The organism is Rhizobium ecuadorense (assembly GCF_001187535.1).
Lineage (GTDB): Bacteria > Pseudomonadota > Alphaproteobacteria > Rhizobiales > Rhizobiaceae > Rhizobium > Rhizobium ecuadorense.
In genome coordinates this window covers 1-26,585 of sequence record NZ_LFIO01000691.1, presented here as the reverse complement: position 1 = coordinate 26,585, position 26,585 = coordinate 1, and the positions used below count along the sequence as shown (strand labels likewise).

Sequence of the window (26,585 nt, the reverse complement as noted above, 5' to 3'; positions counted from 1 at the left end):
AAATGATAATCTGAAATTTATTCGCCGCAATATTGGAGTCGATCATGTCGGAAGAAACGAATAGCGTTAGTAGAAAGACCACATCCACAGCCAGACTGGACGCAACCGACCGAAAATTATTAGGCTTACTGGCTGTGGATGCGACCCGGAGCTACGCGGATCTCGGCAAGCTGATGAATCTGTCGCCGCCAGCGGTTCACGAGCGCGCCAAACGTTTGCGACAGGACGGGGTGATTAAGGCCACCATCGCCGTCCTCGACGGCGGCCTTGTCGGACGCCCGCTTTTAGCGTTCATTCATGTCGATACGACCAGCTGGGCGGTAACGCGGCAATTGCTGGCGCTGGAGGAGTTTCCTGAGGTTGAAGAGATCCATACCATAACCGGGGAAAGCGCAATGTTGTTGAAGGTGCGCACGCGCGACACTCAGGCATTGGAAGAGCTGTTAGGCCGCATTCATTCTATTGACGGGTTTAAGGGTACTCGCAGTTATATCGCCCTATCGACCTACCTCGAACGCGGACCGAGTGCTGCGATCTGACTTTCGTGCGCAAGGCATGGCGGAAGAGAAAATACGGACCCGCTGCTGTTAGCAACGACGGTCGCATCTTCAACGCCGAACTGCTCCCTTTAGTGTTCGCGCATCCAGTCCGACGCCTTAGGCTGGATATGAACGGCAACGCCTACGCCCGGGTGCGCGACTGCCGGGCAGCGATGACGCTGCTCCATGCGTAGAGCCCGCATCCGAACCAGATCAGACCGAAGGTTGCCAGTTGAACGGGACGGATCGGCTCATGGTAGAGCAGGAACGCTTCCAGGAGGAGAAGTGTTGGAGCGATGAACTGCAAGAGGCCTAGCGTCGCGTAGCGCAGCCGCCGAGCGCCTGCGGCGAACAGGATCAGCGGCAGGGCGGTTATCGGCCCGGCGAGGATCAGGAGGGCGTCGACCACCCCGCTTTGCCCGAACGCCGTCTCGCCGAGACCGCTGACGTAGAAGAGGAGGCCGAGCGCGAACGGCGCGAGGATCGCGGTCTCGATCATCAGTCCGCCGAGCGCGTCGATCGCCGCGACCTTGCGGATCAGGCCGTAGACGCCGAAGCTCAAGGCCAGCGTGAGCGAGATCCAGAGCGCACCGCCGCCGCTGATGACCAGAATCAGGACGCCGGCAGCCGCGACGCCGATCGCGACTTTCTGCAACCGGTCGAGCCGCTCGCCGAGCAGCAGCGTACCGAGCGCGACGCTGACGAGCGGCGTGATGAAATAGCCGAGACTCGCCTCGACGAGCCGCCCGTTGGCGGCCGACCAGATATAGACGAACCAGTTGATGGCGATCAACGCGGCGCTGAGGGTCAGCAGCCCCAGCGTACGGACTTTTGCTGCGGCAAGGATGGGTCGCATCTGTCTTGCCGCCACGAGGATCGTGCCGAACACCAGCAAGGACCAGAGAACGCGATGCGACAGGACCTGAAGCGCATCCACGTCCTTGAGCAGGTTGAGGTAGAGCGGCAGCACGCCCCACAGAACATTGGCGGCGATGCCATAGAGCAACCCCGTGCGGCTGTCGGGAGGATGGGTCATGGAAACCTCGGCGAGGATAAGCGTATCAAGGGTGTTAGGGCCGGCCTATGCCGGCCGGACCTGATATCAGGCAGGGTGGCCGACGACGTCGAAGGTCTCGATCTCCGGCTCCCCGGAAACGAAGGGCGCCGTCTTCGGACGGTGGGCGGCCATGTGCGAGGATGCACGGTGGGCGGCGAGCGCGGCCTCGTCGTCGTAGATTTCGACGAGCATGTAGGTGCCGGGACGCGTGCGCGACCGGAACAGGTCGTAAAGGCGGTTGCCAGGTTCGTTGCCGCGCACCGCCGCGGCCTGGGCGGCGAAGGCGTGCTTGAAGGCGGCATCGCTGTCGGGCGCCACCGTCATCTTCACCATCATTCCGATCATCGTCGTTTCTTCCTCTCGATCTTGGGCTCGCCGGATGTCGATTCCTTTGCCACCGGCGCAGCCCTGCGCGATACAAATGCCCGGCGTCACCTTTAGCGGCGCCGGGCATGGCAGCCACTCAGCCTTGAGTCAGGAACTGCTGCGTGGTGATCGCATTGGCGTAGAAGGGCGCGATCTCGTTGACGAACGCGGTTTGCTGGTCCCTGGTGAAGGCCGCCGAGGCATCGTAGATGACGTTGGTGTGGTAGCCGAGGTCGTGGGCGTTGCGCATCGAGGATTCGACGCACTGGCGCAGCGAGAAGCCGGCGAGATAGATGTCGAAGATGCGGTTGTTGCGCAGATAGCTGTCGAGCGTGGTGCCGACGAACACGCTGCTCCCGCCGCCGCGCTCGCGGACGACGAATTCGCCTTCCGTAGGCTCGAAGCCGGGGAAGAAGTCTGCCTGCCCGCCCAGGAACGACCCATAGTCACGCATCATCCTGCGCAGCCCATACTTGCCCTCGCCCAGCACCTTGAACTCAGGCTCGAACTTCAGCGAAGCGTGGATCACGTGCATGCCGCGACGGCGGGCTTCGGCGAGCGCGATCTTCGAATTGGCGATCGCGATGTCGACCTGCTCGCGGTCCTGGAACGATGGATAGATTCCGCCGCTCGGCGAAAGCCAGTCGTTGACGTATTCAATAAGGATCAGCGCGCTCTTGTCGGCGACGTTGGTTGAATGGTCGGTCATGATGATACTCCTTGGTAGAAAAGCGGGTTGTGCAAGAGATGACGTGCAGCGTCAGGCGGCGACGAGGGCCCCGTTCTGGCGCAGATGGTCGCGGAAGCGCGCAGCATAATCGTCCACCACGGCCTCCTTGACGCTGGAGCGCGAAGCCAGCGCCGCGCGCCAGGCCGAGACCCGCGGCAGGCCGTCGAAGATCGGCTGCGCCGCCGCGGGCTGAATGATGGCGAAATAGCGAAACAGCGGGGCATAGATCGCATCGACCATGCCGAAGGCGGAGCCGGCGAAATAGGGGCCGGCGCCCAGTTCCGCTTCGAGCTTGCGCAGCCGGTCGCGAAACGCGGCTCTGCGGGCGTCGGCGGTCGCGGCGTCGACGGAGTGGAGGAACTGCCAGCCATCCGTCATGGTCTGGCTGGCGAATTCGATCCACGCCCGCTGCCGGGCGCGCAGCAGCGGATCCTCCGGATACATCGCTGTGCTGCGCTCCGTTTCCTCGAGATATTCGCAGATCACCATGCTTTCGAAGAGAATGGCGTCCTCGGCGCCGGCCCGGGCGATCTTCAGCAGCGGAACCTTGCCGGTCGGCGAAAGCGCCAGGAACCAGTCGGGCTTTGCCGAAAGATCGACATTGATCCGGTCGAAGGGCACACCCTTTTCCAGAAGGACGATTGCGGCCCGCTGAACGAAGGGGCAGAGCGGGTGGCTGATGAGCGTCAGGCGCGTTGCGGTCATGATGGTCTCTCGATCTTTTGTCGTGGAAGGGTGTGGAACGGGCCGGCCGTCAGAGCAGCTGCCCGCCCCAAATGTCGAAGGTGGCGCCGTTCGCCCAGCCCATCTCGTCGGACAGGATGGCCGCAACCGCGCCGCTGATATCGTCTGGCTGCCCGACCCGGCCGAGCGCGATGCCCTGCGCCACGAAGGGCCGGGCGAGATGCACCACCATGTTGCGGCCGAGGCCCCGGCTAGCGCCGGTGATGATGGCGATCTGTCTGGTCATTACTCGCTCTTTCGTAAGCTTGTTTGGCGAGGAACTCGGTGCCGCTGCGGCTTCGTTCCGATAAGAGTGAGATAGTCCGCTGAGGCGTCGCCCGCCCGCCCAAAGCTCTCAATCTCTTGCCCGATTGTCTCAAGGTCTTTTTTTCTTCAAAGAGCCATGGCATAGAGGGTTTATGAACGAGCACCTTCAACCTCATATCGACATTGCCCTGCGACACGCGCGATCGGGCATAACGATCACTCAGATCCCACGATTGGAGATCGGAGTCGGACAAGCGACCTCAGGCACGTCGCCCTGCCTCTACCGATCCATGATCTGCTTCATCCTGCAGGGATCGAAAGATGTGGCGATCCACGACAATTTGCTGCGCTACGACTCAGCGCAATACCTCGTCAGCGCTCTGGATCTTCCCCTGAGCGGCCAAATCCACAATGCCGATGACGGGCGGCCTTATATCTCGGTGTCACTGGTCTTGGACCCGTCGCTGCTGTCTCAAATTGCGGCCGACATGCCGCCGATCCGCGATCCTGATGCGCCCGGTATCGGGATCGCGATCAATTCAATGACACCGCCGCTACGCGACACGCTGCTGCGTCTGCTTACCTTGCTCGATACCCCGAGCGACATACCTGTTCTGGCTCCGATGGCAGAGCGCGAATTGCTCTATCGTCTCCTCCAGGGACCGCAGGGCCGCTTGCTGCGCCATATCGCGCAGCCTGAAGGCGCGCTTGGTCGCATCCGCCGTGCCGTTGAATGGATCCGCGACCATCAGAACACCCGGTTGCGGATCGAGGCATTGTGCGATGTCAGCGGCATGAGCCGTGCCAGTCTGCACCGGCATTTCGTGGCGCTGACCAGCCTCAGCCCGGTCCAGTATCAGAAGCAGCTTCGTCTTCAGGAGGCTCGCCAGCTGCTGCTCGCGGGCGATCACAGCGCCTCCGACGTGGCCTTTGCCGTCGGTTATGAGAGTGCCTCGCAGTTTAGCCGCGAATATCTGAGGCAGTTCGGTGCGCCACCCGCGCGCGACGTGCGTCAACTCAGGCATTCGATAAGCAACCCCGTTTAGTGCTTGGTCCTCGATCACCGGCAGCCTTCCTAGGGTGGAGGCCGACATTAAATCTTGCGATTTGCAGACGGAAGAAGGGCGGATGGCCTGTCGAAACCGGGCAGCTACGCATCATCCCGCGTTCAGGCTGGTTAAAAAAACCTGAGATGATTAGGCAAGATGTTGAGCCTATTGGGCGGGACTGAAATCCCGCCTCTCGTTTATCTAGAGGGCGATCGACGCGTAAAGCGATTGAGAAAAGCAACGCCGTTGTTAGTCGAGACTAGAATCTAAAGAAACGAGCAACATTTATGACACGTCTTAATGGAAAACGTACCCTGATCACCGGTGGCACTTCGGGCATTGGTCTCGAAACCGCAAAGCAGTTTTTGAATGAAGGCGCCCGCGTCATCGTGACCGGCAACAACCCGGATTCCATCGAAAAGGCGAAATCCGCGCTCGGGCCCGAGGTTTTGGTTCTGAAGGCCGACAGCGCGAGCGTCGAGGCGCAGCGCGGGCTCGCAAATGCGGTGAAGGAGCATTACGGACAGTTGGACGTTGCCTTTCTCAATGCCGGCATCTCGATCTGGCAGCCGATCGAAGCCTGGACTGAGGAAGCCTTCAATCAATCCTTTGCCATCAACGTGCGCGGCCCCTACTTTCTGATCCAGGCTCTGCTGCCGGTCTTCGCCCAGCCCGCCTCGGTGGTGCTCAACACCTCGGTCAACGCCCATGTCGGCGCCGTCAACTCCTCCGTCTACGGCGCCACCAAGGCGGCCTTCCTCAACCTGTCAAAGACTCTCTCCTCCGAACTCCTGCCGCGCGGCATCCGCGTCAATGCAGTCAGCCCCGGCCCGGTCGAAACCCCGCTCTACGACAAGCTCGGCATTCCCGACGCCTATCGGGACCAGGTGAACAAGGACATCGTCTCGACGATCCCGCTCGGCCGCTTCGGCGTCGCGGCCGAGGTTGCCAAGGCCGTCGTCTATCTGGCATCCGACGAATCCGCATGGACGATCGGCACAGAAATCGTGGTCGACGGCGGGCGCACACTGAACCGCTGATCTGTTCTGGCCGGGCCCGTCCCAACGGGCCCGGCTTCGATACAGCAAATACGGTTCTCCGCGGTGCCCGAAGCCACGGGCAGCGCCTTCGGAGGAGGAAGGTTCCGTGGCAAATTCAACAAGCGTTCGCGGTTGGATACGAGAGCGCCTCCCAATTCAGCCGCGAATATCTTCGGCAATTTGGCGCGCCGCCGGCATGTCCAGGAGATGCGTCAAGCGATTGACCACCCGACGGTGGCTTACCGTCTGCGGCGGCGGGCCAATCTCCAAGACGCCGAGCCGACTCCGGCGCATGGTGCCGCCCGAAAATCGCTGAGACTTTTCGGCATCATGTCCGAAACAAGTTCGGCTTTCACCGATTGGGGCCAAACCTTGGCCACATTGATATTATCTGTAACATTCGCGCTTGCGGGGATGTTCAGGGCACGTCATAGGCTGGTAAGGATTTATAAAGTATAAGCCGCCTATGATTCCGTCTGATGCCCGAACTCCATAGGCGGACCGGGTCGCATTATCTTTATGGGCTAATTTGGATGCGCATACGTTATTTTGCCTATGTTTCCCTCATGGCGCTGGCTCTGACCGGCTGCAATGACGCGTTGGAAACCGCGCAGGTCGATCTCTCCAAGGTCAAGAACAAGGTCGAGCAGCCGCTTCCTCCCCATATCCTCACGGCCATGTCCGCCAAGGGCATGGACCGCAATTCGCCGATCATGATCCGCATCTTCAAGGAAGAAGGTGCCATGGAGATCTGGAAGGCGAAGACCGATAACCGTTTCGACAAGATCGCCGACTACAAGATCTGCGCCTGGTCCGGCCGTCTCGGCCCGAAGGTCAAGACCGGCGACCGGCAGGCGCCGGAAGGTTTCTACGACCTGACGCGCGCCAACCTGAACCCCAATTCCAAATATTATCTAGCGATCAACACCGGCTTCCCGAACCGCTACGACGCGGCCAACGGCCGCACCGGCTCCGATCTGATGATCCATGGCGCCTGCTCGTCCTCCGGCTGCTATTCGATGACCGACCAGCAGGTGCTTGAAATTTACGCCTTTGCCCGCGACGCCTTCAAGGGCGGCCAGGCGACGGTGCAGCTGCAGGCCTTCCCCTTCCGCATGACGGCGGAAAACATGGTCAAGCATCGGCTCGACTCGAGCTACGACTTCTGGAAGATGCTGAAGGTCGGCTACGACAATTTCGAAGTGACGAAACGCCCGCCCGAGGTGGCCGTCTGCGAGAAGAAATATGTCTTCAACCAGCAGGCAACCGATGGCGGCGCCTTCAATGCCGCCGGCAAATGCCCTGCCATGTCGACGCCGCCGGCGCTGACGGCAGCCCTTGCCGCCTACGGCAAGACCTATGATGCCGATTATGCCAAGGCGATGGGCAAATTCGACGGCATGGCCTGGTACGACCCCTCCGAAGCCGAGCGCAAGGCCGTCGTCGCCAAGACGCGCAAGGGCCGCGAACTCGCTTATGCGCCGACCGGCACCTCGCTGGAAGCCGGCCGCATGGTCAAGGTCGCCGAACTCGAAGACCTGATGGCCAAGCGCACCGCCCAGGGCATTGCTTCCAAGACCGCGCCGGGCGCGACACCTCTCGCCCCTGCCCAGCCGCAGACGCAGCCACTGGCCGTCGCCGCCGCGGCGCCCGAGGCCGTGCCGGTGCCGACGCCGAACCCTCTGGCCTATACGGCGCCCGAACCGCAGGAAACCGCTGAGGTCGCGGCAAAGAAGCCGTTCTGGAAATTCTGGGCGCGGAACTGAACGGCTTGAGCCCCGTTCTCTACGATCTTCGCGGCCTGAAATGCCCCTTCCCCGTGATCAAGACACGCAAGAAACTTGCCGCCATGGCAAGCGGCACGCTTATCCGCGTCGACACCACCGATCCGCTGGCGGTGATCGACATGCCGCATTTCTGCAATGAGGACGGCCACGAACTGGTCGAGACCGAAAAGACCGAAACCGGCCACCGCTTCCTGATCCGAAAGGGTTAAATTCGCATGCCGGGAATGGCGAGCGGATTGTCGGATAGCGCCGCGCGATCGGGCATGTCGATGCGCGGCTTGCCGAGAAAGGCGTCGAACAGATCCTTGACGAAGGCTTCCGGCAGGTCCTTGGTGATCAGCACCATGCGTGTGCGCCGGTCGCCGGGATCCGGCCAGGCGGCAAGCCGCACCGGCGGATGGAAGATGCTTTGCACCCCATGCAGCACCAGCGGCCGGTCCGGCCGGTCGGAGACGGACACGATCGCCTTCATCCTGAGCAGCTTCTCGCCATGGGCCGAGCGCAGGAGATCGATGAACATGTCGAGCGCCATCGGATCGATCGGCTTTTCCTCGATGATCGAGAAGGAGCGGATCGAGGTATCGTGACGGTTGACGTCGTGCGGGTCCTGATGCGCGTGATCGCCATGATCATGGTGGTGATGGTGGTGGCCGTCGTGATCCCCATCATGATGATGATCGTGAGCATTATGGTGATGCGCCTCGTGCGCATCCTCGTCCTGCAGCCAGCGGCCGACATCGGCGATCTTGGTCGCTGGATCGTAGAGCCCGTTGACGAGCACCGCGGCGCTGCCGGCCTCAGTGCTGTCGGCATCCATCATCGCCGCGCGCGGATTGAGCGCCCGCAGGCGCTTTTCCAGCCCGTCGGTTGCCTCAGTCATCGCCTTCTTCGAGACGATCAGCCGGTCGGCGACCGCCGCCTGTTTGCGCGCTTCCTCGTGATTGTCGAGGGTCTGCAGCCCGTTCACCGCATCGACCACGGTCACGACGCCGTCGAGCTCGAAATTTTGGGCGATGATCGGATTTCCCATGATCGCCTGCATGACCGGGGCGGGATCGGCAAGGCCGGTCGTTTCGATGACGACACGCTTTACCGGCTTGACCCGGCCCGTCTGCACGGCATCCATCAGGTTTGCCAGCGTATCCACCAGCTCGCCGCGCACGGTGCAGCAGAGGCAGCCGTCGGAGAGTTCGATGATCGAATCGCCGGAGCTTTCGACCAGCAGATGATCGATGCCGACATCGCCGAATTCATTGATGATGACGGCCGCCTCCTTCATCGCCGGATCTTTGAGGATGCGGTTGAGCAGGGTCGATTTGCCGGCGCCGAGAAAGCCGGTCAGGATGGTGACCGGAATCCTGTCGTTGAGCGCGCTCATGTCGTTTGACCTTAAAAAGCTGATCTTAGAAAGACGTCGGGCGCGGCATCGGCACCGGCACGTTGGCGATGCCGCCGGCCGTATCGCCGGTCGCCACCTTTTCCGGCTGCGCCGCCGGCTGCGGGTCCTGACCGGGAATGAGGCCGGCAAAGACGAAGCGCGGATCGTGGTCCATTTCCAGGATATAGGGCGACTGCACCCGCATGCGGCCGACTTCGTCGCGCGTTTCGCTGCGTATCTTGGCGCCCTTGGCGCTGCAGATGTCGGCTGAGATGTCGGTCACCTGGTCCTGTCCCTGCCCGTAGGGCCGCAGCGAACCCAGCGTTTCATTGCCGGGAAACTGCGATGTGAAACCTTTCTGCAGCAGGTTCGCCGTCGCATCGGCGCGCGCCGCCAGGCTGTCGGTGCCGAGCACGACCGAGACGATGGTGCGGCCGTTGCGGGTCGCCGAACCGATCTGGTTGAAGCCCGAGGCGCAGATGAAGCCGGTCTTCATGCCGTCGGCGCCGGCGAAGCGGCCGATCAGCATGTTGAGGCTCGGGACGTTCTGCTGGCCGTTGGTGAAACCCTCAAGCGCGAAATAGCTGGCATATTGCGGAAAATCGCGGCGCAGCGCCACCGTCAGCACCGCGAGATCGCGCGCCGTCGTATATTGCCCCTTGCCCGGCAGGCCGTTCGGATTGACGAAATGCGAATCCGTCATGCCGAGCTTCAGCGCCTCGCCGTTCATCCGCGTCACGAAGCCTTCCTGCGTGCCGCCGATGGCTTCGGCGACCGCGACGGCGATGTCGTTGGCCGATTTCACCATCAGGATCTTCAGCGCGCTGTCGAGCGTCAGCTTTTGGCCCGGCTTGAAATACATCTTGGCGGCCGGCTGCGCGGCGGCGCGCTTGCTCATCACGACAGGCGTATCGAGGCTGATCTGGCCGGCGCGGATGGCGTCGAACACGGTATAGACGGTCATCAGCTTGGTCAGCGAGGCCGGATACCATTTGCGGAAGGCTTCTTCGTGCTCGAGCACCCGGCCGGTCTGCACGTCGACGAGAATATGCGGATTGGCGTGAGCGAGCGGAATGGAGGCCAGCAAACCGGCAGTCGCGGCGACCGCGAAACGCAACGGCCGCAAAACGGCAAACAAACGGAAGTGGCTCGTCGACACGCTTTGTCCTTCGGATATCAGGAAAATCTCGAAACCTTCACCTATCTAGCCTATATGGCTATGACATGGCAAAGGTCATTGACTAAGTAATTTCCACAGGGCTCACGCCTGAGCCCCTCACACCCCCCGCCTCACGCCCTTGTGATGCGATGAAAGCTTGCCGGGATTTCATAACAGGAACGTCAACATGCCGATTTTGAACAGAGCCGCCGAATTGCAGGACGAAGTCGCCGAATGGCGCCGCCATATTCACGCCCGGCCCGAGCTTCTCTTCGCGGTTGAGAACACCGCCGCTTTCGTCGCTGAAAAACTCAAGCAATTCGGCGTCGACGAGATCGTCACCGGCATCGGCCGCACCGGCGTCGTCGGCCTGATCAGAGGCAAGGGCGAAGGCCGCCGCACCGTCGGCCTGCGCGCCGACATGGACGCCCTGCCGCTGACCGAAATATCCGGCAAGCCCTGGGCCTCGAAGACACCGGGCAAGATGCATGCCTGCGGCCATGACGGCCACACCGCCATGCTGCTCGGCGCCGCGAAATACCTGGCGGAGACCCGCAATTTCAACGGCAATATCGCCGTCATCTTCCAGCCCGCCGAAGAGGGCGGCGGCGGCGGCAACCTGATGGTCAAGGACGGCATGATGGAGCGCTTCGGCATCGAAGAGGTCTACGGCATGCACAATCTGCCGGGCCTGCCGGTGGGACAGTTCGCCACCCGCAAGGGCGCGATCATGGCGGCGACCGACGAATTCACCGTCACCATCAAGGGCCGCGGCGGCCACGCCGCCCAGCCGCACCGGACGATCGACCCGATCGCCATCGGCGCCCAGATCGTCGCCAACCTGCAGATGATCGCCTCGCGCACCGCCGATCCGATCAGCGCGGTCGTCGTCTCGGTGACCAAATTCAATGCCGGTTTCGCCCATAACGTCATTCCGAACGATGCGACCTTCGCCGGCACGGTGCGCACCCTCGACCCGGAGGTGCGCACGCTGGCCGAGACACGGTTCCGCCAGATCGTCGAGGGTGTGGCCGCCGCCCACGGCGCCGAGGCCGAGATCAGCTTCCACCGCAACTACCCCGTCACCGTCAACCATCCCGATGAGACCGAGCATGCGGTCGCCACCGCCACCACCATCGCCGGCGAGGGCAACGTCAACGCCGAGATCGATCCGATGATGGGCGGCGAGGATTTCTCCTATATGCTGAACGCCCGCCCCGGCGCCTTCATCTTCATCGGCAACGGCGACAGCGCCGGCCTGCACAACCCGGCCTACGACTTCAACGACGACGCCATCGCCCACGGCATCTCCTACTGGGTCCGCCTCGCCGAACAACGCCTCGGCATCTGACAACAATTAAGGCTTGGCTTCGCGCCAAGCCTTTTGTATGCATGGCTTCAAGTGGTCCCGTAGCTCAGCAGGATAGAGCACCAGATTCCTAATCTGGGGGTCACGCGTTCGAATCGCGTCGGGATCACCATTTTTTCAAATAGATTACATTACTATTTGCTAATCTTTATGTCGCACTCGTGTTGCAATTGGATTCCCGCCATCAAATGTGAGCGATCTGACCGGAGCGATCCTCGCCGCCCTTCGCAGTTCCTCAGACAGCGTGCGCGACAAGAAGGCTCTGAAGCTTTATCAAAACGGCCTTGAGGATCGCGAGATGCCCAGCGAGAGTGACACGTTCGAATGGGCTTGCTGGGTGGGTGGTCGCAGAACCAGAATCGATCAAGGCAGGGGTTGATCGAAAACTATCGCTCCAGCAAAGCTTAGCCCGCAGCCAACGAACGTTGTTTCTTCTATTTTCTTCTCTCCGGTCTCGCCGCTTCGATCATATGCCGGCGTCTCCCATGATCGTCGCCTTTAGCGGCCTCAGCCCCCCAGGAATCGTTCATTTCGGGCCTTAATGTCGGCATCGATGATTCCGACTACCGTCTCTTCGAAGCTTTCTCGCGCTACTTCATGCGATTGGTAGCGCGGGTTTCGCGCAACAGGCGGAGGCCGCCTTTTCCATCGAATGTTGTCGTGCGCGGAAGAGATCGATCCCGTGACCGCCGTCAACCAGGTAAATGCCCTCGCCCACATACGACGTAACGGGCGCGCCCAGGACGTAATCCCGGCTCCCTCGAAGCATCGGCTCCATGGCGTCATCAACAACAGCATGAACGCGGAACCGATCCATCGGACATTCTCTCCGCATGTGATGGTGGGAAGGCGTGCTGCGCCCGCTAAATTGGCCATTTTGATCTGAATAACGATTAACGTTCATGGCAACACATATCGTTGCAACTTTACCTGTCAAACGATTTTCGTTATTCATGATGAAAATGGTTATAGGAGATTTTAGGTGATTACCCCCGCTCAGTGCCGCGCTGCACGTGGACTAGCCAATCTGTCCCAACAAGCGCTTGCCACAGCTGCGAAGGTCGGCAATTCGACCGTGCGAAACTTTGAAGCCGGCAGATCTGTTCCGGTTCAGAACAATCTCGAGGCTATCCGGAAGGCGCTCGAAGCTGTCGGCGTCGTGTTCATTGCCTCAGGCGAAGAAAAACCGGGTGGCCCAGGCGTAAGGATGGGCAAATGACAACGGCATTACCGATTTTTTTTCACATTGGCCGAGATCTCAATTTGAAGACCATTGCGAAAAAAGGTGAGATCACAGTTAGCGGCTCGTCTCTCAATATCTGGGGCAAGGGAAACGAGATTGTTGTTCCTTACGATCAACTGAAAAGCATCGAGCTGATAAGGCATTCGGTTGGCAGCGTCATCAAGCTAGGCTTGGGGTCCGAGTATGTATTCCTTGCGGTCACGAGGTTCATGATCGGCCAGTTTGCCCTTATAAATTACCGCGCCACGATGCGTCTGTTCGAGGCTATCTCGGAGTTGTCACCCGTTCCAGCTAAGAACGACTTCCCTCCGCGCCGTCGCAGAAACCACCTTTTGATTTTTGCGATTTCCGCCGCTGCTGCTTTTTCCGTGGTCGCTTTGCTCAACATCTTCGCGGCTCGCTAACGCGAATAACCTGAACCGCTCCCAAACTTTGGACCACCGGATGCTAGAGTTTTCCGGCTTTATTCAGGGAGGCGGGCTGGTTGCGCAGCGTTGGAGCCGGTTGCGGCGATGGTCCCGGCATAGTCTGCCGGGGTCTAACATCATGAGAAAATCGAATTTCAGCGAAGAGTTTAAGCGAGATGCGGTGCGTTAGATCACCGAACGGGGTTATCCCGTTGCCGAAGTTTCGCAGCGGCTGGGTTTCAGCCAACATTCCCTCTGCGAGTGGAAGAAGAAGTTTTCTTCGACGTCTGGCGGCCAGGGCAATGATCTGTCCGAGGAGATCAGGCAGCTCAAAAGGGAACTGGCGCGTGTCACCGAGGAGCGCGACATATTAAAAAAGCGACCGCGTATTTCGCCAGGGATGCAAAGTGAAGTTCGCGTTCGTTGCCTTGCATCAGGAACTGTTTTCGGTGCGGACGATGTGCCGGTCTACCGCTCACGGGACAAAGCCAGGCAGGATGTGTTCGATTGCATCGAGATGTTCTACAAACCGAAGCGCAAACATGTCAGAGACGGAATGCTGTCGCCCGTCGAGTTTGAGACGCAGCAGAAAATCTAACCCGAGGGTATCTACGAAACTCGGGGCTATTCATGCGCCATTTCTCAGTGAGTAGTCTGGCCAGAGACGCAGACGGCAAATGACGGTTGAAATGATCCGGGCGCGCTGGAAGAGGAAAATGATGACAATCTCGATGACCGCCACCTATCTATTGACGAGTAATCAGTCGGTGATGATCCGATGAAGCTCTGGCTAATTTCCGATCTGCATCTCGAGTTTGGGGTTCCGTTCAAATATCTTCCGCCGGAAGACGCAGATGTGCTTGTCTGCGCGGGAGATGTCGTCACGAAAGGCATCCTGCCAAGCATCGCATGGCTTACTCACAATATCGCTCGCGAGATACCGACGGTGTTTGTTGCGGGAAACCACGAGTTCTACGGCGCTTCCCTCGAGGAAAGTATCCGCAGTGCCGGGATCGCAACTGCCTCTCCCAATTTCCATTTTCTGGAGAACAATGTCGTGGAAATCGGTGGCGTGACTTTCTTGGGGGGAACCCTCTGGAGCGACTATCGGTTGTTCGATCGAAATCCAGAGGTCGCGATGGCGTATGCCAAAGCAGGAATGAATGATTACAAGCGGATCAAATTGTCGAAGGAACCGTTTCGAAAATTCCAACCGATCCACGCTTTTCGCAAACACCAGGAGACCAAGGCCTTTCTTGCCACCGAGCTTCGTAAGCGCAGAGGGCAAAATACGGTCGTTATCACCCATCACGCACCGTCGGAACGGTCGATCTCGCCAGAATTCAAAAATGACCCACTGTCGGGATGTTATGCGTCCAACCTTGAAGCGCTGATCGACGAGACGCAGCCCGCGGCTTGGATTCACGGCCATGTGCATCATCGCTGTGACTACATGATCGGGAGCACGCGCGTGGTAGCGAACCCCCGGGGGTATCCAGGGGAACGTTCAGCGTTTGATCCTGCGTTCACTGTTGAGATTTCTGAGAACCATAGTTCGAACAACGAACTCGTAGCATCGGCGCTCGCTATTCTCGACAGAACGCCTCAAGCTGAACCCGATCCAGGGGACGAATTTCCAGCCTATGGTGGCACGCCGGAGACGTGAGCCGGAGGCGCGCGGGCGGGCGGTTCGTCGCCTTTGATTTCCGTCTCCTTGGAGATTTGGCCGAAAATTCGTGGCGATCGCTCGGATCAACATCCCACGCCGGTTCCAGTTCACAATGCGCACAACGATCTGGTCTGGGTCATCGATATCAGTGGACAGCGCTGTCCGCTCCGGGAAGCTCGGAAACGTTCCTTGTCAAGGCGGAATCCAATATTTCGACAGCTTGTACCGCTGAAGATTGCTGACCGTTTCGAATGCCCTCTCCGCCTACACCACGCTGCAATCGTCAACGCTCCGGCTCACGGCGCCTGACGATACAACCGCCGTCCTCGCACAACCCGCCGTGCCCCCAACCCCGTGAGCGCCACCACAACCCAGCCGCCGACAAAACCAATCGCGCCCCAGACGAGAGCCGCAAAGCTGATCGGCACACCTGGCACGAAATCCCGCCAGGTATTGGCGAAAACGACATCATCCGGCTCGCCTATCAGCACAAAGGGTTTGGCGACCGGGGCGGCGGTGCCGAGTTTCAGCTGCTGCGCCAGCAGCGTTTCGTAGCGCGTGATCGTGCTTTGCATCGAGACGCCGCGGTCGCGCAGGAAATCGTCGGAGGACTGCGCATAGCTGTTCAGCGCCTGCTGGCGATCGAGGTTGTGGTCGGCTGCCTGTCTGTTGAAATCCTCGACGATGACGCTGAGTTCGTCGATCGCGCCGCCGATCCGCTGGCGGTATTGCTGGGCAAATTCCGGCGCCTGCGAAAACACCGTGCCGCCGGCAAGGCCGGCGACGATGGCGATGATCCTTGCAATCGGTCCCATTCTCGATGCCTCCGGCTGGTCATCTGCGGTAACGATCCGCGGCCGCAAAGGTTGCCGATGACACAATCGGTAACGCTATGTGATTGAACCGACAGCGATTCCAGCGAGTTGCTCCCTTAACCAACTGAGAAAGAGAGGCTTGTCATGAAACGGATTATCCTAGCCTGCACACTCGCTGCCGCATCCATCTTTTCTGCAATGCCGTCCCAGGCCGCCAGTGTGACGATCACCACGGGTGATGAGCGCCCCTATTACCGTGATTCGGAACGTCCCTATTACCGCCATCACAGCCCTTACTACCGCCACGACATGCGTCGGCGTTACGTTTCCCGCGACTGCTTCACCAAGACGGAAAAGATCCGCCGCCACGGCCATACGGTCATCAAGGAAACCAGGGTCTGCCGATAGGCGATCCATGCACGAAGCCCGGCTCATCAGCCGGGCTTTTCATCTGATTTAGGCACGCGGAACTTCGCCATAACGGCCGCGTTATTCGCGAAAAGGAGTAAGCGTCATGCGTATCAAGATGACTCTTCTGGCAATCGCCTATGCCGCCGTCAGCGCCGTGCTGCTTGCCATCGCCTATCAGCCGCAGGTGACGGGCGCCCTGCAGAAGACCGATCGTGTGGCCGGTTCGTCTTTCCTGGTCGAGCGCTTCGCCGGTTGATCGGCTGAGCGCTGATTGAGAAAGGACGGCGTGAAAGGCCGTCAATGCCGCTCGTTGATCGCAGGACCACCGAGCAGGATTCGGTTCTGCACCGCATGCACGCCTTCGACAGCCCTGGCAACCGCGGTTGCCCGTTCGATCTCGCCGACGGTGCCGACCGTGCCGGTCAGCACGATCTGATCATTCTCCATCGTTACTTCGACATCTGCTGCGTCAATGCCGCCGGCAATTGCCAGCGCGTTGGCAACGGCGGCTTCGACCGAGGCGCGATTGGCAATTTCCGCTTCCATCTCGGGCTCGAGCCCGTGAAATGTCTGCTCCTTGAAAACCATGATCCGTTTCTCCTCAATATCCGGGCATCAAACCTGCGGAGGAAACGCCCGTCGGCTGGATTTGGTTTCAGACCCGCTACCAGTTGAGGCGATAGCGCAGATTGACGCTGCCGGCCTCATCCGCCGAAAACGGATTGCTGACCGAGGCATCGAGATTGAGGTTCGGCAGGATCGCCTGGTTGACCGCAACCGAACTCGAAAAATCGCCGCTGGCATTGCTGATGCCGGCACCGGCCGAAAGCGAGGTTCCCGTCCAGGGATGGATCAGCTTCAGCGCCTGCGACGCCGTGACCGAGGCCTGTTTGATATCGACCGCATCATATTGGACGCTGATCGACCGGCTCGACTGCATGTCGAGCGAATCCGACAGGATCCAGCTGCGGGAGCGGCTGAGCGTCAGCGCGCCGCTGCCGCGCAGCGTATCGACGCTGATCCTTGCGCCCCGCTGCGATTGGCCTGATGGCGTGACGCTTGTTCTGACGATCCTGCCCCAGAGCATCGCCTGTTCGGAATCGGGCAGCGGCGCCCCGCCCTTGGTCGAGGCGAGCGCGATATCGGCGCCGGCGCTGGTTTCCCATTCCGCCGGCAGGCGAAAACCCATCGTCGCCTTGTAGGACCGGTCGGAAAGTTTGGCCGGCGACCAGATCAGCAGATCATCCGCCTTCGCCGCGGGGCCGAGCGAGAACAGGATGGCGAAGAGAACGCAGGCTGTTTTGAATATCGTCATGAAATCCAACATTTTCACGGACACGGGGGCTGCAGCGCACATGAATGCGCCCGCAGCGACGCGATGAGGGATTGCGGCCAAGCCGCCCGTCCCGTTCATCCTCGATTTTAATGTTTTGGCCGGAAGGCCGTCGGCACCTTAATGCCTGTTTCCGAAGGACGCCGTGGCGCCCCGAATTGCCATGCGACCGTGAACGGCGCGACGAATTTCGAATCCGCCGGCAAGGTCACAAGGATCACATCCAGCTGCCGCGCTGTAAACCCCTTGCGGGATGAAATCTGCTGCACCGCACACTTGCCGCCCCCTGCAAAGCCTAGTAGAGCCTGAGCCTACAAGGGAAATTTTCGCGAAATTGCATATGATGACCGGCAAAACCGCGCCGCGGCGCCTCAGCATCTTCGGCTCGACCGGCTCGATCGGCCAGAACACCCTCAATGTCGTCGATCACCTGGGCGGTCGGGAGAATTTCGAAATCTCCGTGCTGACAGGCAACGGCAATATCGAATTGCTGGCCCGGCAGGCGAAAGCCTCAGGCGCTGGGATGGCGGTGACGGCAAGCGACCGGCATTACGAAGCGCTGAAAAGCGCGCTTTCCGGCAGCGGTATTACGGTCGCATCCGGAAAATCCGGCCTGATGGAAGCCGCCGACCGCGAAGCCGACTGGGTGATGGCGGCGATCGTCGGCACCGCGGGCCTGGCGCCGACGCTGGCCGCAGCAAAGCGCGGCGCCGATATCGCCCTTGCCAACAAGGAATGCCTGGTTTCGGCCGGCGATCTGTTCATCAGCGCCATCCGCAAGGGCGGCGGCAGGCTGCTTCCCGTCGACAGCGAGCACAATGCGATTTTCCAGGTGCTGGAGGAAAATCAGCGCCATGCCATCGAGCGCGTCGTGCTGACGGCCTCGGGCGGCCCCTTCCGTACTGCCTCACTGAAGGAAATGGCCGGTGTGACGGCGGAAACGGCGCGCGCCCACCCGAACTGGTCGATGGGATTGAAGATCTCGATCGACAGCGCCTCGATGTTCAACAAGGCGCTGGAGATGATCGAAGCCCGGCATCTTTTCAGCCTGACGCCCGAGCAGATCGAAGTCATCATCCATCCGCAATCGATCATCCATTCGATGGTCGGCTATAGCGACGGATCGGTGCTGGCCCAACTCGGCGCCCCGGATATGCGCACCGCGATCGGTTACGCCCTGTCCTTTCCGCTGCGGCCGAACCTGCCGATCGAGCGGCTGGATTTCGCCAGGCTCGCCCGGCTGGATTTCGAGGCGCCGGATGAGCTGCGCTTTCCGGCCTTGCGGCTTGCGCGCCTGGCGATGAGACGCGGCGGCGTTCAGGGCGCGGTGCTGAACGGCGCCAAGGAAGTGGCGCTCGAAGCCTTCATCGAAGGGCGGCTGCCGTTCCTGGCCATGGCCGAAATCACGGAAAGGGTCATGGACGATCTGGCCGGCCTGCCGCCGGCCGCCGAGATGGACGACGTCTTCGCCGCCGACAGGCAGGCCCGGCAAAGGGCGGCTGATCTGATGAAGCTGGCGATCGCCGGCTGAAGGCTGCGATTACCGCAGCCGGTTGCCGGCTTCATCGAACAACCGGCAATCCGACGGTTCGAACAGCAGGCTGACCTGCTCGCCCGCCGCGATGCTGATCGGCGACCGATGCTCGACGGTCAGCGACTGGCCGTCGGCAAGCTGGCAATAGAGATATTGCGTTCCGCCGAGATATTCCGAGAAATCGACTTTTGCGATCAGGCTGCCCGCATGGTCGGATGCCACCTTCAGATGCTCGGGCCGCAGGCCGAGCGTCACCGCGCCTCCGGCCGGCCGGCACGTGCTGACCAAGGCGGTTTCGATGCGGGAGCCGGCGACCTCGACCAGGCCTCCCTCGCCCCAGCGGGCATTCAAGAGGTTCATCCGGGGCGAGCCGATGAAACCCGCCACGAAGGTATTGGCGGGATCTTCGTAGATCTGCCTTGGCGTTCCGGCCTGCTCCACGCGGCCATCGCGCAGCACGACGATCTTGTCGGCGAGCGTCATCGCCTCGGTCTGGTCGTGGGTGACATAGATCATCGTGTTGCCGAGCTCGCGGTGCAGGCGGGCGATCTCGATGCGCATCGAAACCCTGAGTTCCGCATCGAGATTGGACAACGGCTCGTCGAACAGAAAGACATCGGGCTTGCGCACGATCGCCCGGCCGATCGCCACGCGCTGCCGCTGGCCGCCGGAAAGCTGGCCGGGCCGCCGGTCGAGAAGATGGTCGATCTTCAGGATGGCGGAAGCGGCCTTCACGCGGGTCTCGATCTCGGCGGCATGGGTGCGCGCCATCTTCAGCCCGAAGGCCAGATTGTCGCGCACGCTCATATGCGGATAGAGCGCATAGGACTGGAAGACCATGGCGATGCCGCGCTCGGACGGATCGAGATCGGTGACAACACGTCCCTTGATCTCGACCTCGCCGTCGGTCACGTCCTCGAGGCCGGCGATCATGCGAAGCAGCGTCGACTTCCCGCAGCCGGACGGGCCGACGAAGACGACGAACTCGCCTTCTTCGATCGTCAGGTCGATCCCGTGGACTACCTGCAGATTGCCATAGCTTTTTCGCACGTCCTGAAGGACGACGCTCTTGTTAGCCATACCGTTCGTCATCCCCAAACGACCTACTTGTCCGCCCGGACCCAGACGAGCATCTCTCCGGGTCCGCGGTTGTCCCAGAGATGATAGGGCACGAAACGCGCAGTGGCGACCTGCCTTTCGGCCGGCGCCTTGCGGTAGAGCGGTGTTCCCCAGTTCGACGTCTCCTCGCGCTCGACCTTGAGATCAAGCGCGACGGCATCGTTGAGATCCTTCAGCACGACGGTTTCGGCGGCCGGGAGCTCGCGGGGCAGGACGATGGCGTTGAGATCCTCGCCATTATCGGTCGTTTCGACGCAATAGACGAGCGGCCCGCGCATCAGAGCGACGCGGCCGGCATCCTGGCGCACCTTCGGATTGGCATATTGCGGGCGCAGCGCCAGCGGCAGGTGGAGGGCGACACGATCGCCGTCGGCCCACTCACGCTCGATCCTGGCATATCCGTCGCGAATATTGGCGGCGAGATCGAGCATCTCCCCGTTGACGCTGAGGGTGGCCCCTTCAGCCCAGTCGGGAATGCGCAGCGACAGCGCGAATCTCGCCGGGGTCCTCAGCCGGGTGGTAAAGGCGACCGCGCCGTCCCAGGGATAGTTGGTGGTCTGCTGCAGCTCGCCTTCGGCGCCGTTGGCAAGCTTCAGCCGGGCGGTGCTTTCGCCATAGAGATGCACGGCGATCTCGTCATCGGCAACGGCATACATATAGGAGCCGATCGAGGTGACCAGCCGGGCGATGTTGGGCGGGCAGCAGGGGCAATGGTGCCATTTCCAGCGGTGGTGCTTGCCAGCACTTTCGAGCGGATTGTCGTAGAAGAAGGTCTTGCCGTCGATGGAAAGGCCGGGCAGCGCGCCGTTATAAAGCGCCTGCTCCATGATGTCGGCATAACGACGGTCGGGGCCGCGTCCGAGCATGCGGCTTGCCCAGAACACCAGGCCGACCGAGGCGCAGGTTTCGGCATAGGCGGTGGCGTTCGGCAGGTCGTAATAATCGGTGAAACCTTCATTGGAGGCGGCCGGGCCGATGCCGCCGGTGATGTACATCTGCTTGGTTGTGAGGTCGTCCCAGAGCGTTTCCAGCGCCGCCGTCAGGCTGTCATCCTTATATTCGGTGGCGATGTCGGCCATCCCCGAATAGAGATACATGGCGCGCACCGCATGGCCGACGACCTTCTTCTGCTCGCGCACCGGCTGGTGCGCCTGGCCGTACTCATAGGTCTTCTGATGGAAGTCAGCAGCGCTCCGGCCATCTTTTGCGGCTTCGGCCGTGAAGAAATGCGGCTCGGTGCCGCGCTCGTCGATGAAGAATTTCGACAGTTCGAGATATTTCTTCTCGCCGGTGACGCGGGCAAGCTTGACCAGCGCAAGCTCCACTTCCTCGTGGCCGCAATAGCCGGGGATCTGGCCTTCGCCATGGCCGAACACCGTGATCATGTAATCGGCAAAGCGGCACATGATGTCGAGCAACTTGCGTTTGCCGGTCGCCTGGTAATAGGCGACCGCGGCCTCCATCAGATGGCCGGCGCAATAAAGCTCGTGATGGTCGCGGAGATTGGTCCAGCGACGGGCGGGCTCGACGCGCTGGAACCAGGCGTTGAGATAACCGTCCTTGTCCTGCAGCCTTTCATACATGTCGATGATCTCATCGGCGCGCGCTTCCAGCTTCGGGTTCGGCCGGCGATAGAGCGAATAGGCGATGGTCTCGATCGACTTGCCGAGATCGGAATCCCAGAACATCTGCGTCGTGCCGCCCCAGGGCTGAATGGGAATGACGACGCCGGGGCTCGGCTGGGAGACATCGATCGCCTTCAGCATGCCGGCCTCGACGCAGCGGTCGAGCAGGGTTTCGGCGGTGGAATTGCAGACGGCGTCCTGCCATCTGCCCCAGAAGCCGCCTAGCTCCACATCGGGTACGGCGACGGGGCGAAACTGGCGGTCGTTGCTTGATTTGGTCATGGCTCGACTTTCCCTAGGGTTATTTCACCGCGCCGGCCATCAGCCCGCGCATGTAGTAGCGTTGCAGGAGCAGGAAGACGATCAGGCACGGGATCGTCATGACGACGACGCCGGCCTGCACCGCTCCCCAGTTGATGGCGCCGAGCCGCCCGGCGCGAACCGCCGTCATCAGCACCGGCAGGGTGTATTTCTCGTTGCTGGAGAGCAGCACCAGGGCTGCCAGAAACTCGTTCCAGGCATTGAGAAAGGCAAAGATCGCCACCGTCGCCACACCGGGAAGCACCAGCGGCAGCAGAACGCGGGCGAGAAGCCGGAGATCACGCGCGCCATCGATGCGCGCCGCCTCCTCGATCTCCTTCGGCACGGCATCGAAGGCGTTGCGCATCATGAAGACGGAGAAAGGCAGCTGCAGCGTCACATAGACGAGCGTCAGCCCGATGAGCGAATTGTTGAGGCCGAGCTTTGCCAGGATGATGAAGAGCGGCGTCAGGATCGACTGGAACGGGATCATCAGCGTGGCGATGATCAGCACGAACAGCGCATTCTTCATCGGAAAGCGATAACGCGAGAAGCCGTAGCCGGCGAGCAGGCTGACGGCGACGGTCAGCACCACGGTGGCGACCGAAACGAACAGCGAATTGATCATGTGCCGCCAGATGCCGGCGCCGAACGTATCGAGCAGCGCATAGGCATCGAAGCTGACGCCTGATGTCGGCCATGGCGGCAGCGGCGGCAGGCTGGCTTCGGTGCCTTGCCGGAAGGAGGCGAGCAGCGTGATCGCAAACGGCGCCAGGAAGAAGATCGAGATGGCGATGCCGGTGAGATGATAGGCCGATTTCGTCCGGAGGGCCTTGCGGGCGCGGCGTTCCCTCGAGGTGGTCATGGACGCTCCTCCCCGACCCGCAGCAGCCAGAGCTGCACGATGCTGATCGCCACCAGGATGGCGAGAAGCACGATCGACAGGGCTGCGCCATAACCGAGATTGAACGACACGAAGGACTGATTGAAGATGTAGTAGACCACCGAGATCATCTTGTTCTGCGGCCCGCCCGAGGTCATGATGTAGAACTGGTCGAAGGCGAGGATCGAGCCGGTGACGGAGACGATCAGCGCCAAGGCGATCGTCTTGCGCATCAGCGGCAGCGTCAGATGCCGGAAACGCTGCCAGCGGCCGGCGCCGTCGATGCGGGCGGCCTCCGTCAGTTCGGACGGGATGGCCTGCAGCCCGGTGAGAAGAATGATCATGGTGAAACCGGCGATCTTCCAGACGACCATCACCACGATCGTCAGGAAGGCAGTGTCGAAGGTCGCCAGCAGATTGGGGCTCTTTTCCAAAAGGCCGAGCGCTTTCAGGGCCGGGCCGATGAAGCCGCTATCGACATTGGCAAGCCAGACCCAGAGCAGCGAGGCAGTGGCGAGGCCAACGACGACGGGCAGGAAGATGATGGTGCGATAGGCGCTGACGAACTGCCGTTCCTTCTCGACGAAGATCGCCAGCGGAAAGGCGACGGCGAAGATGGCGATGGTGACGATGACGGTATAATAGGCGGTGAAATTCAGCGCCGTCACGAAGCGCGTGTCGTTGACCATGCGATAATAATTGTTGAAGCCGATCCAGCGCGACGCCCCCATCAGCGGCCAGTTGTGCAGGCTCATCCATCCGGTGAACAGCACCGGCATGATGAAGAAGACGATGACCAGCGCCATCGCCGGCGCGATATAGGCAAGGCCGCGCCAGTTCGATTGGCGCCGTCGCCTGCGCCGAGGCAATAGGGTCTCTGAACCGGAACCGGTCATCGAAACGCTCCGCATCTGTCGGTTGGGATTGGCCGGGAAGCTGCCACCGCTCCCCGGCCGCGGCCGGGGGAGAGTTACTGGCCGCTATCGATGATCGATTGCATTTCCGACTGGGCGCTCGAAAACGCGCCGTCGACATCGTCGCCGAAGATCGCGGCGTTGGTGAAGCTCGCCCACGGGCCGTTGGCGCTGTTGATCAGGTCGTTGAACTGCAGCGTATAGGGCGTCTTGGCCACACTGATCGCCTTGAGGCCGACCTGCATGCGCGGATCGAGACCTTGAAGCACCTTGTCGGCAATATCGCCGCGTGTCGGCAGGCTGCCGTATTTCGCCATGATCTTCTGGCCGTCCTCCGAATAGACATATTCGAGGAAGCCCTTCACCGCGTCGATCTTCTTCGTGCCCTTGGTGATGACGAAATTATCGCCGCCGGCAAAGGACGACGGCTTGCCGTCGACGCCCGGAATGAGCGTCACGCCGAAATTGATGTCGGGATGCTCGGTCACCAGCGTGCCGATGGCAAAGGCGCCGAGGCTCTGCTGGCCGATCTTGCCGTTGGTGAAGGTCAGGAAGTTGGCGCCGGTATCGCTGGCCGCCCCCGCCGGCACCAGGTCCTTCTTGACCATGTTGCGGTAGATATCGACGGCCTTGCGCATCTGCGGGGTATCGAGCGTCGCCGTCTTGCTGTCGGCCGACAGGATATCGGCGCCGGCACCCCAGGTCAGCGGCGTGAAGGTGAAGATCATGCAGCCGCCGCAGCCGCCGCCGGAGAAATAGAAGCCGTAGGTATCGTCACCCAGCGCCCGAATCTTCTCGGCATTGGCGGTGATTTCATCCCAGTTGGCAGGCGCCTTTTCCGGGTCGAGGCCGGCCTTCTTGTAGAGATCCTTGTTCCAGGCAAAGACCGATGTTTCCACCGAGAGCGGCAGGCCGTAAATCTTGTCCTGATAGGTGCCGAGGCGCACATGCGACGGCGACAGCGAATTGAAATAGGGCAGCGATTTCGCCCAGTCCGTCAGATCCTCAAGCTGGCCGGCCGCGGCGAAGGCGGGGTTATAGATCAAATCCATCGACAGCGCGTCGGGCGCCTGTCCGCCGGCGATCGCCGTTGCATATTTCTGCACCAGTTCGGAGAACGGCACCTCGGTCATCACGACCTTGTTCTCATGGCCGGAATTATAGGCTTCGACGACCTTCTTGAAGGCGTCGCCAATGCCCGAGCGAACCCACATTTCGACATTTTCAGCCGCCGACGCCGCCGAAAACAGGCACAAACTGGCGATACTGGTCGCCGCCAAAAGACGCTTGATCATGACACTCCTCCCGATATGGCGCATCTCCCTGCGCCTTTGCTCATTCCCTTGGTCTCACTCCGTCGGGCTCTTACCCCCGCATGACTGCCGGACGATCAGCCGGCACGGCAATTTCCTCACACCCGGCTCGACAGGCCGTCCTTCCGCGAGCGCCAGCACCGTCAATCCGGCCTGCCGCCCGAGCTCCTTCAGCTCCATATCCACCGTCGTCAGCGGCGGCCGCGTCTGCGCCGCGACAATCTCCCAATTGTCGAAGCCCACCACCGAAACATCCTGCGGCACCTTGACGCCACGCTCGCGCAGCGCATCGGCGGCACCACGGGCGATCTGGTCATTGCCGCAGAACAGCGCGTCGGGCTTTTCTCCCGGCCGCTTCCAGAGCTGCTCCACCACCTCATGGCCCCAGCTTTCCGACCAGACGCCGTAAAGCACCGGCTCGCGGTGGCCGGCCACCTGGTGATAGGCGCCGGCGCGTTCGCGCACCGAAAAGAAATCCTCCGGCCCGGTGATATGGGCGATCCGCCGGCGCCCGATCCCGGCGAGCCATTCCACCGCCAGCCTCGCACCCTGCTCGTCGTCCGAACGGAAGGTAACGCTGTTCTGCGTCCCCTCGGTGAAGGCGTAGACGACGGGCACATGCAAATTCGACAGATCGACCGGCAGGCGTCTGTCCAGCCGCTTTCCCGTGGCGATGATGCCGTCGACCTGCTTGTCCAGCATCGCATCGACATGGATCTGGGCGAGCGCCGGATCGTCTTCGATGGCACAGAGGAAAACCGAAACCCCGTGATCGACCAGCGCGTCCGAAATACCCGCCATGACAGGCAGCGTGAACCGGCCGTAAGTGTCGTTGGTCAAGAGCCCGATGGTGAAGCTGCGCTTGCTGAGCAGCCCTCTCGCCAGCGCATTCGGCCGGTAACCGATTTCGCCGGCGATCCGCTTCACCCGCTCGCGCGTTTCCGCGCCCATCCGGCCCGTGTCGTTGAGCGCCTTCGACGCCGTCGAGATGCTCACCGCGGCAGCCGCCGCCACCTCATGGATGGTGATCCTGCCTCTTTTTCCTCCCGTTAGGTTCAGAGCATCCTCCTTCTGAAGTGGCCTGAGAAAAGCTTTTACCAACCGTGCTGTCAAGTGAGAAAAGGTTTTCTCACGCTGGCTGACGCATCAACTCGAGCGGTCGCGATGCATCGTCTGCATCGCGACCGGCACTGAGCCGACGATCTGGGTTAAGGGAAGAAGGTGGCCGGCACCATAGGCGCACGACCTCAGGACCTCCGATGGAGGTCCTGAACTACGGCGCAGTTATGAAAAGATCAGGCGACGTGTCTTGCCAGCGCGCAGCGCGACCAGAGCGAATGCAACGCCTCGACGAGATGAGCTATATCGGCATCCGAATGCAGCGGCGTCGGCGTGATGCGCAGCCGCTCGGTCTTCTTCGGCACGGTGGGGTAGTTGATCGGCTGGACATAGACGCCGCAATTGTCGAGCAGCAGGTCGGAGATCCACTTGCACTTGGCCGCATCGCCGACCAGCACCGGCACGATATGGCTCGGATTGGGCACATGCGGAATGC

29 protein-coding genes, 1 tRNA gene and 3 pseudogenes are annotated in these 26,585 nt (G+C 61.2%); 15 read left to right on the top strand and 18 right to left on the bottom strand.

All coding sequences use genetic code 11. From position 1 onward, the window contains the following. Positions 1-44: 44 nt before the first annotated feature. The gene (locus tag AF337_RS13050; RefSeq protein WP_049732422.1) at positions 45-539 is read left to right on the top strand and encodes an Lrp/AsnC family transcriptional regulator; all 495 of its coding nucleotides are present in this window, start codon (positions 45-47) and stop codon (positions 537-539) included. Between the two features lie 142 nt (positions 540-681). Here the strand turns inward: AF337_RS13050 and rarD are convergent, their stop codons facing one another. The 5 genes and pseudogenes from rarD to AF337_RS40320 all read right to left on the bottom strand — a co-directional run. Continuing rightward, a complete protein-coding gene (gene rarD, locus AF337_RS13045) occupies positions 682-1,575 on the bottom strand; it encodes an EamA family transporter RarD (RefSeq protein ID WP_049732421.1) in 894 nt (297 codons plus the stop codon). Positions 1,576-1,641: 66 nt separating this feature from the next. After that, entirely contained in the window at positions 1,642-1,941 is a 300-nt protein-coding gene (locus AF337_RS13040; RefSeq protein ID WP_049732420.1) for a putative quinol monooxygenase, read from the bottom strand. A gap of 118 nt (positions 1,942-2,059) precedes the next feature. Continuing rightward, positions 2,060-2,671, bottom strand: coding sequence for a cysteine hydrolase family protein (locus AF337_RS13035; protein WP_049732419.1), 612 nt, complete (start codon positions 2,669-2,671; stop codon positions 2,060-2,062). 51 nt (positions 2,672-2,722) lie between these two features. Continuing rightward, complete coding sequence (locus tag AF337_RS13030; RefSeq protein WP_049732418.1) at positions 2,723-3,397, bottom strand: glutathione S-transferase family protein; 675 nt, start codon at positions 3,395-3,397, stop codon at positions 2,723-2,725. Positions 3,398-3,446: 49 nt separating this feature from the next. Further along, positions 3,447-3,584, bottom strand: a pseudogene (locus tag AF337_RS40320) (3-oxoacyl-ACP reductase); the annotation flags it as partial. Positions 3,585-3,834: 250 nt separating this feature from the next. Here AF337_RS40320 and AF337_RS13020 point away from each other — a divergent pair. The 4 genes from AF337_RS13020 to AF337_RS13005 all read left to right on the top strand — a co-directional run bounded on the left by AF337_RS13020 (position 3,835) and on the right by AF337_RS13005 (position 7,767). Continuing rightward, positions 3,835-4,728 (top strand): AraC family transcriptional regulator, encoded by an 894-nt coding sequence (locus AF337_RS13020; RefSeq protein WP_049732416.1) that lies wholly within the window; start codon positions 3,835-3,837, stop codon positions 4,726-4,728. A 290-nt stretch (positions 4,729-5,018) separates the two neighbouring features. Continuing rightward, positions 5,019-5,771, top strand: coding sequence for an SDR family oxidoreductase (locus AF337_RS13015; protein WP_049732415.1), 753 nt, complete (start codon positions 5,019-5,021; stop codon positions 5,769-5,771). Between the two features lie 533 nt (positions 5,772-6,304). Next, positions 6,305-7,537, top strand: a complete 1,233-nt coding sequence (locus AF337_RS13010; protein WP_049732414.1) for a L,D-transpeptidase family protein — start codon at positions 6,305-6,307, stop codon at positions 7,535-7,537. A 5-nt stretch (positions 7,538-7,542) separates the two neighbouring features. Further along, the gene (locus tag AF337_RS13005; RefSeq protein WP_049732413.1) at positions 7,543-7,767 is read left to right on the top strand and encodes a sulfurtransferase TusA family protein; all 225 of its coding nucleotides are present in this window, start codon (positions 7,543-7,545) and stop codon (positions 7,765-7,767) included. Here the strand turns inward: AF337_RS13005 and AF337_RS13000 are convergent. Together AF337_RS13000 and AF337_RS12995 are read right to left on the bottom strand one after the other, a co-directional pair. Beyond that, positions 7,764-8,936 (bottom strand): CobW family GTP-binding protein, encoded by a 1,173-nt coding sequence (locus tag AF337_RS13000; protein WP_049732412.1) that lies wholly within the window; start codon positions 8,934-8,936, stop codon positions 7,764-7,766. The two genes, AF337_RS13005 and AF337_RS13000, sit on opposite strands and share 4 nt — an antisense overlap. Before the next feature lie 25 nt (positions 8,937-8,961). Further along, positions 8,962-10,095, bottom strand: a complete 1,134-nt coding sequence (locus tag AF337_RS12995; protein WP_049732411.1) for a D-alanyl-D-alanine carboxypeptidase family protein — start codon at positions 10,093-10,095, stop codon at positions 8,962-8,964. A gap of 187 nt (positions 10,096-10,282) precedes the next feature. Between AF337_RS12995 and AF337_RS12990 the strand changes: the two genes are divergently transcribed. After that, on the top strand, positions 10,283-11,446 hold the full coding sequence (locus tag AF337_RS12990) for a M20 aminoacylase family protein (RefSeq protein WP_049732410.1): 1,164 nt from the start codon (positions 10,283-10,285) through the stop codon (positions 11,444-11,446). Between the two features lie 53 nt (positions 11,447-11,499). Continuing rightward, positions 11,500-11,576 (top strand) — tRNA-Arg (locus AF337_RS12985). Positions 11,577-12,059: 483 nt separating this feature from the next. On the opposite strand, the gene AF337_RS12980 is transcribed toward AF337_RS12985, so the two are convergent. Next, positions 12,060-12,419, bottom strand: a complete 360-nt coding sequence (locus AF337_RS12980) for a hypothetical protein (RefSeq protein WP_244471240.1) — start codon at positions 12,417-12,419, stop codon at positions 12,060-12,062. 27 nt (positions 12,420-12,446) lie between these two features. On the opposite strand from AF337_RS12980, the gene AF337_RS40310 reads away from it, so the two are divergent. The 5 genes and pseudogenes from AF337_RS40310 (at position 12,447) to AF337_RS12970 (ending at position 14,780) form a co-directional block, all read left to right on the top strand. Beyond that, positions 12,447-12,683, top strand: coding sequence for a helix-turn-helix domain-containing protein (locus AF337_RS40310; RefSeq protein ID WP_082336796.1), 237 nt, complete (start codon positions 12,447-12,449; stop codon positions 12,681-12,683). Continuing rightward, positions 12,680-13,111 carry a hypothetical protein gene (locus tag AF337_RS12975; RefSeq protein ID WP_049732409.1) on the top strand — a complete coding sequence of 144 codons (432 nt, stop codon included), beginning with the start codon at positions 12,680-12,682 and terminating at the stop codon, positions 13,109-13,111. The genes AF337_RS40310 and AF337_RS12975 overlap by 4 nt, the downstream gene beginning before the upstream one ends. A gap of 193 nt (positions 13,112-13,304) precedes the next feature. Then, positions 13,305-13,581 (top strand): annotated as a pseudogene (locus AF337_RS43985) (transposase); the annotation flags it as partial. Further along, positions 13,581-13,712, top strand: a pseudogene (locus AF337_RS46495) (IS3 family transposase); the annotation flags it as partial. The pseudogenes AF337_RS43985 and AF337_RS46495, both read left to right, overlap by 1 nt. 180 nt (positions 13,713-13,892) lie before the next feature. Beyond that, positions 13,893-14,780, top strand: coding sequence for a metallophosphoesterase (locus AF337_RS12970; protein ID WP_049732408.1), 888 nt, complete (start codon positions 13,893-13,895; stop codon positions 14,778-14,780). Between the two features lie 299 nt (positions 14,781-15,079). Here AF337_RS12970 and AF337_RS12965 read toward each other — a convergent pair whose 3' ends face one another. After that, on the bottom strand, positions 15,080-15,598 hold the full coding sequence (locus AF337_RS12965; RefSeq protein ID WP_049732407.1) for a DUF2937 family protein: 519 nt from the start codon (positions 15,596-15,598) through the stop codon (positions 15,080-15,082). Between the two features lie 144 nt (positions 15,599-15,742). Here AF337_RS12965 and AF337_RS12960 point away from each other — a divergent pair, with 144 nt between their 5' ends. Together AF337_RS12960 and AF337_RS43645 are read left to right on the top strand one after the other, a co-directional pair. Beyond that, complete coding sequence (locus tag AF337_RS12960; RefSeq protein WP_049732406.1) at positions 15,743-16,006, top strand: hypothetical protein; 264 nt, start codon at positions 15,743-15,745, stop codon at positions 16,004-16,006. 106 nt (positions 16,007-16,112) lie between these two features. Next, positions 16,113-16,265 (top strand): hypothetical protein, encoded by a 153-nt coding sequence (locus AF337_RS43645; protein WP_167347746.1) that lies wholly within the window; start codon positions 16,113-16,115, stop codon positions 16,263-16,265. Between the two features lie 41 nt (positions 16,266-16,306). Here the strand turns inward: AF337_RS43645 and AF337_RS12955 are convergent, their stop codons facing one another. Together AF337_RS12955 and AF337_RS12950 are read right to left on the bottom strand one after the other, a co-directional pair. Further along, positions 16,307-16,597: a BON domain-containing protein gene (locus tag AF337_RS12955; protein ID WP_049732405.1), complete on the bottom strand. Its 291-nt coding sequence runs from the start codon at positions 16,595-16,597 to the stop codon at positions 16,307-16,309. Positions 16,598-16,673: 76 nt separating this feature from the next. After that, complete coding sequence (locus AF337_RS12950) at positions 16,674-17,324, bottom strand: hypothetical protein (protein ID WP_049732454.1); 651 nt, start codon at positions 17,322-17,324, stop codon at positions 16,674-16,676. A 358-nt stretch (positions 17,325-17,682) separates the two neighbouring features. Here AF337_RS12950 and dxr point away from each other — a divergent pair, with 358 nt between their 5' ends. After that, complete coding sequence (gene dxr / locus AF337_RS12940) at positions 17,683-18,873, top strand: 1-deoxy-D-xylulose-5-phosphate reductoisomerase (protein ID WP_049732403.1); 1,191 nt, start codon at positions 17,683-17,685, stop codon at positions 18,871-18,873. A 9-nt stretch (positions 18,874-18,882) separates the two neighbouring features. Here dxr and AF337_RS12935 read toward each other — a convergent pair whose 3' ends face one another. The 7 genes from AF337_RS12935 to AF337_RS12905 all read right to left on the bottom strand — a co-directional run. Further along, the gene (locus AF337_RS12935) at positions 18,883-19,968 is read right to left on the bottom strand and encodes an ABC transporter ATP-binding protein (protein WP_049732402.1); all 1,086 of its coding nucleotides are present in this window, start codon (positions 19,966-19,968) and stop codon (positions 18,883-18,885) included. 11 nt (positions 19,969-19,979) lie between these two features. Further along, entirely contained in the window at positions 19,980-21,902 is a 1,923-nt protein-coding gene (locus AF337_RS12930; RefSeq protein ID WP_049732401.1) for a glycoside hydrolase family 127 protein, read from the bottom strand. Between the two features lie 19 nt (positions 21,903-21,921). After that, positions 21,922-22,785, bottom strand: a complete 864-nt coding sequence (locus AF337_RS12925; RefSeq protein WP_049732400.1) for a carbohydrate ABC transporter permease — start codon at positions 22,783-22,785, stop codon at positions 21,922-21,924. After that, positions 22,782-23,699: a carbohydrate ABC transporter permease gene (locus tag AF337_RS12920; RefSeq protein ID WP_049732399.1), complete on the bottom strand. Its 918-nt coding sequence runs from the start codon at positions 23,697-23,699 to the stop codon at positions 22,782-22,784. Before AF337_RS12920 ends, AF337_RS12925 begins: the two co-directional genes overlap by 4 nt. Before the next feature lie 74 nt (positions 23,700-23,773). Further along, positions 23,774-25,012 (bottom strand): ABC transporter substrate-binding protein, encoded by a 1,239-nt coding sequence (locus AF337_RS12915; RefSeq protein ID WP_049732398.1) that lies wholly within the window; start codon positions 25,010-25,012, stop codon positions 23,774-23,776. A gap of 54 nt (positions 25,013-25,066) precedes the next feature. Next, positions 25,067-26,044 carry a LacI family DNA-binding transcriptional regulator gene (locus tag AF337_RS12910; RefSeq protein WP_049732397.1) on the bottom strand — a complete coding sequence of 326 codons (978 nt, stop codon included), beginning with the start codon at positions 26,042-26,044 and terminating at the stop codon, positions 25,067-25,069. Between the two features lie 281 nt (positions 26,045-26,325). Then, on the bottom strand, positions 26,326-26,585 hold a 260-nt coding region (locus AF337_RS12905), incomplete at its 5' end, for an aminotransferase class I/II-fold pyridoxal phosphate-dependent enzyme (protein ID WP_152971048.1).

Excerpts from the sequence above, each read along its gene's own strand:
- AF337_RS12935 (WP_049732402.1), bottom strand. The coding sequence starts at position 19,968 with ATGACGAACGGTATGGCTAACAAGAGCGTCGTCCTTCAGGACGTGCGA.
- AF337_RS43645 (WP_167347746.1), top strand. The coding sequence starts at position 16,113 with ATGCGTATCAAGATGACTCTTCTGGCAATCGCCTATGCCGCCGTCAGC.
- AF337_RS13050 (WP_049732422.1), top strand. The coding sequence starts at position 45 with ATGTCGGAAGAAACGAATAGCGTTAGTAGAAAGACCACATCCACAGCC.
- AF337_RS13010 (WP_049732414.1), top strand. The coding sequence starts at position 6,305 with ATGCGCATACGTTATTTTGCCTATGTTTCCCTCATGGCGCTGGCTCTG.
- AF337_RS12960 (WP_049732406.1), top strand. The coding sequence starts at position 15,743 with ATGAAACGGATTATCCTAGCCTGCACACTCGCTGCCGCATCCATCTTT.
- AF337_RS13040 (WP_049732420.1), bottom strand. The coding sequence starts at position 1,941 with ATGATCGGAATGATGGTGAAGATGACGGTGGCGCCCGACAGCGATGCC.
- AF337_RS12990 (WP_049732410.1), top strand. The coding sequence starts at position 10,283 with ATGCCGATTTTGAACAGAGCCGCCGAATTGCAGGACGAAGTCGCCGAA.
- AF337_RS13030 (WP_049732418.1), bottom strand. The coding sequence starts at position 3,397 with ATGACCGCAACGCGCCTGACGCTCATCAGCCACCCGCTCTGCCCCTTC.
- AF337_RS12920 (WP_049732399.1), bottom strand. The coding sequence starts at position 23,699 with ATGACCGGTTCCGGTTCAGAGACCCTATTGCCTCGGCGCAGGCGACGG.
- AF337_RS12930 (WP_049732401.1), bottom strand. The coding sequence starts at position 21,902 with ATGACCAAATCAAGCAACGACCGCCAGTTTCGCCCCGTCGCCGTACCC.
- AF337_RS12975 (WP_049732409.1), top strand. The coding sequence starts at position 12,680 with ATGACAACGGCATTACCGATTTTTTTTCACATTGGCCGAGATCTCAAT.
- AF337_RS12970 (WP_049732408.1), top strand. The coding sequence starts at position 13,893 with ATGAAGCTCTGGCTAATTTCCGATCTGCATCTCGAGTTTGGGGTTCCG.
- rarD (WP_049732421.1), bottom strand. The coding sequence starts at position 1,575 with ATGACCCATCCTCCCGACAGCCGCACGGGGTTGCTCTATGGCATCGCC.
- dxr (WP_049732403.1), top strand. The coding sequence starts at position 17,683 with ATGATGACCGGCAAAACCGCGCCGCGGCGCCTCAGCATCTTCGGCTCG.
- AF337_RS13020 (WP_049732416.1), top strand. The coding sequence starts at position 3,835 with ATGAACGAGCACCTTCAACCTCATATCGACATTGCCCTGCGACACGCG.
- AF337_RS12955 (WP_049732405.1), bottom strand. The coding sequence starts at position 16,597 with ATGGTTTTCAAGGAGCAGACATTTCACGGGCTCGAGCCCGAGATGGAA.
- AF337_RS12950 (WP_049732454.1), bottom strand. The coding sequence starts at position 17,324 with ATGACGATATTCAAAACAGCCTGCGTTCTCTTCGCCATCCTGTTCTCG.
- AF337_RS12980 (WP_244471240.1), bottom strand. The coding sequence starts at position 12,419 with ATGAATAACGAAAATCGTTTGACAGGTAAAGTTGCAACGATATGTGTT.
- AF337_RS13015 (WP_049732415.1), top strand. The coding sequence starts at position 5,019 with ATGACACGTCTTAATGGAAAACGTACCCTGATCACCGGTGGCACTTCG.
- AF337_RS12925 (WP_049732400.1), bottom strand. The coding sequence starts at position 22,785 with ATGACCACCTCGAGGGAACGCCGCGCCCGCAAGGCCCTCCGGACGAAA.
- AF337_RS13000 (WP_049732412.1), bottom strand. The coding sequence starts at position 8,936 with ATGAGCGCGCTCAACGACAGGATTCCGGTCACCATCCTGACCGGCTTT.
- AF337_RS12915 (WP_049732398.1), bottom strand. The coding sequence starts at position 25,012 with ATGATCAAGCGTCTTTTGGCGGCGACCAGTATCGCCAGTTTGTGCCTG.
- AF337_RS12965 (WP_049732407.1), bottom strand. The coding sequence starts at position 15,598 with ATGGGACCGATTGCAAGGATCATCGCCATCGTCGCCGGCCTTGCCGGC.
- AF337_RS13035 (WP_049732419.1), bottom strand. The coding sequence starts at position 2,671 with ATGACCGACCATTCAACCAACGTCGCCGACAAGAGCGCGCTGATCCTT.